We start from the raw sequence: 2878 nt of genomic DNA on the forward strand, positions 1-2878 counted from the left end.
TGATGCGCCCGGCGCCAGCGAAGAGGCGACCGACGGGGATCGTGGTGCAGCGGGAGAGCCACCACAACGAGAGGGGCCATTCGAGCAGAGGAGCGACCGCGTAGCCTGCGGCGACGCCGAGGATGCCCCACTGCGAGCCGACAACAACGCATCCGACGATGAGTACGGCACTGACGAGGGAATAGCGAAACAGCTGGGCGGTGAGCCCCCGGGACAGATAGGCCCAGTAACCGACGTAGGCGAGCGTCTGGAAGATTCCGGCGATCGCCAGAAGGCGCAGGATGGGCCAGGCCTCCATCCACTGCGCGCCGAGCATGATTGCGGTGAGCGGTTCTGCGGAGCTGGCGACCAGGCCGAGGCCGGCGACGAGGGTGTACCCGAGTGCCACCTGGCCGCGGGCGAGAAAGTCGCCCCATCGGGTGTCGTCGTCGGCGATGCGGCTGAGCACGGGGAGCGCCACCGTGGTTGTGGGGCGACGGAGCTGGCTGAGCGGCACCATCAGCAGCTGAAACGCCCGGTTGTAGATGCCGAGGGGCCCCGCCCCGAATCGTGCGCCGATGATCACCGAGTCGATGTTCTGGGCCAGGTAGGCGATGAGCTGCGTCGCGACGAGGTTGCCCCCGAAGGTGAGCAGCCCCCGCATGGGAGCCCGGTGCGGCAGGCGGGGCAGCCAGCCGGCGGAGGCGACGCTCGCCGCCAGCAGGATGATGGCCTGGGCGAGTTGCTGGGCCACGAGTGCCCAATACCCCCAGCCCAGGAGGGCACCTCCGATCGCCATTGCAAGCCCGCCGGCCGCTCCCGACAGGTCGGAGATAGTGAGGCGGCGAAATAGCATTCTGCGATTGAGGTCGGCGCGATACTGCGTGGCGAGGCCTCCCAGGAGAAAGGTCGGGGAGAGCACCTGCGTTATGGCCACCAGGGCGGGTTCGTCGAAGAACGCGGCGATGGGCCAGGCAGAGAAAAAGACCATGACGCCCAGCGCTGCGCCGATGCCGCCGTTGATCCACACCAGGTTGTCGCGCTGAACCCTGCTCAGGGTGGGGGACTGGATGGCCGCGGAGGAGAGCCCGAAGTCTCTGAGAATCGTTGCGATGCCGATGACGGCCGCCACCATGGCGATGAGACCGTAGTCGTGAGGGGTGAGCAGCCGGGCGAGTACGACGACCGAGACCACCTGAATGACGATGCGGATGCCCTGCCCGGCGAGCACGACTGCCGCGCCTCGTGCCGCCCGCACCCCCAGAGATTGTGTGCCGCTCATGCGTCACCCCCGCGAGAGAAATAGGGGCTGGTGCTGTGGGTCGCTCGTATTATGATTGCCGCACCCGTCAAGCCGAAGGCTTCATAGTGACCCGAGACTCGCCACTGATTCCTGACCCTGCGGATGCCCTCCCCAAGGCACCCGCGGCCCCGCCGCGCGGGTTTCGGCAGACGCTCGCCACGCTTCGGGCCGCTCAGAAGCCTGCCGCTCGAAGCGCCCCCGCATACTCCCGCTTTGTGAATCGACGCATCGGCCGTTATCTGGCCGCGTGGGCGTACACCGTGGGGCTCGGCCCCAACGCGGTGACGGCGATCAGCGCGCTCTTCACCTTCGCCGGCATCGCCCTTCTGGCTCTCCTGCCTCCCAGCTGGCTGCTCGGAATCGTCGTAGCGCTGCTGCTGGTGATCGGTTACGCGTTCGACTCGGCCGACGGCCAGGTCGCCCGGCTTCGGGGCATCGCTAGCCCGGCCGGGGAATGGCTCGACCACGTCGTCGATGCCATCAAGGTGTCGGCCATGCCCATCGCGCTCGCCGTGGGCTTCTACCGATTCGATGTCGTGGAGCCCGTGTGGCTGCTCGTTCCGCTGATCTCCGCCATCGTCTCCGCGGTGCTGTTCTTCGCCATGATCCTCACCGAGCAGCTGCGGCGGCAGCATGGTGAGGCCTCCCTCGCCACGGATGCCCCGGGGCGACCCTCCTGGCTGCGCGCCGTCCTCGTGCTGCCCATGGACTACGGCGTCCTGTGCCTGTCGTTTCTCCTCCTCGGTGCGCTCCCCGCTTTTCTCGTCGTCTACACACTCATCGCCCTTGCGACCGCAGCGTTCTTGGTTCTTGCGCTCGCCAAGTGGTTCCGCGAAATGAAAACCCTGGGTCTCCCACAATGAGCTCCAGGGCAAAGCGCCGGTACGACGGGTGCGCAGAGGGAGAGAGTCGCAATGACACATCAGCTCGGTGACAACGGCAATCAGATTGACCCCGAGGAGAAGGAGTCCGCCAAGCGCCGTCTCTTTTGGCTTATCGCCGCAATTGCGCTTGTCGTACTGGCGATCATCATTGCCGTAAGCGCCGCGCTGAGCGGACGAACCGACGCAGAAGACCCGTCTCCGACTCCCAGCGCTCCGCGGAGCAGCACATCCGCCTCCCCCACTCCGAGCGCGTCCGAAGAGCCGGATGAATCCGCCGGCGCGGCACCCGACGTGGTCGCCGAGGTGCCCGTCGGCACTGCGGCAGACTTCGGCGATGGAGTGAGCGCCACGGTTGCCACCGTCACGCCGCTCGAGGTCGAGGGCAGGGGGCCGGGCGAAAAGAGCGGGCCAGCGCTGAGGTTCGACATCGTCATGAGCAACGGCAGCGCGGCGGCGATCCCGCTCGATGGCGTGACGGTCAATCTCTATTACGGTGCCGATTCGACACCCGCCTCGCCCGTCCTGAGCAACCCCGACATCGTCGAATTCGGCGGCACGCTGGAGCCAGGAGCGACCGCCCCGGGCTCCTATGTCTTTTCTATCCCCGCTGAGGGGCAGGCCGACTACCATCTCGAAATCAGCTATTCCGCTGGCTCACCACTGGTGATGGTCCGGCCGTAGGTTCTGCGGGTGTCGCCGGTGCTGCCGGTGC

Annotated in this window: 3 protein-coding genes; 2 read left to right on the forward strand and 1 reads right to left on the reverse strand. The window is 67.0% G+C overall.

All coding sequences use genetic code 11. The features are described 5' to 3' along the window. A partial coding sequence (locus AC062T_RS12650; RefSeq protein WP_476030553.1) for a lipopolysaccharide biosynthesis protein occupies window positions 1-1261 on the reverse strand: 1261 nt, incomplete at its 3' end. 86 nt (window positions 1262-1347) lie between these two features. Between AC062T_RS12650 and AC062T_RS12655 the strand changes: the two genes are divergently transcribed. Together AC062T_RS12655 and AC062T_RS12660 are read left to right on the forward strand one after the other, a co-directional pair. Continuing rightward, a complete protein-coding gene (locus AC062T_RS12655; protein ID WP_476030555.1) occupies window positions 1348-2145 on the forward strand; it encodes a CDP-alcohol phosphatidyltransferase family protein in 798 nt (265 codons plus the stop codon). A 51-nt stretch (window positions 2146-2196) separates the two neighbouring features. Further along, window positions 2197-2847, forward strand: coding sequence for a hypothetical protein (locus tag AC062T_RS12660; protein WP_476030557.1), 651 nt, complete (start codon window positions 2197-2199; stop codon window positions 2845-2847). The last annotated feature ends 31 nt before the right edge of the window (window positions 2848-2878 follow it).

The organism is Homoserinimonas sp. (genome assembly GCF_056262345.1).

Bases quoted from the DNA above. Each gene is read 5' to 3' on its own strand.
- AC062T_RS12660 (WP_476030557.1), top strand. From the start codon at position 2,197: ATGACACATCAGCTCGGTGACAACGGCAATCAGATTGACCCCGAGGAG.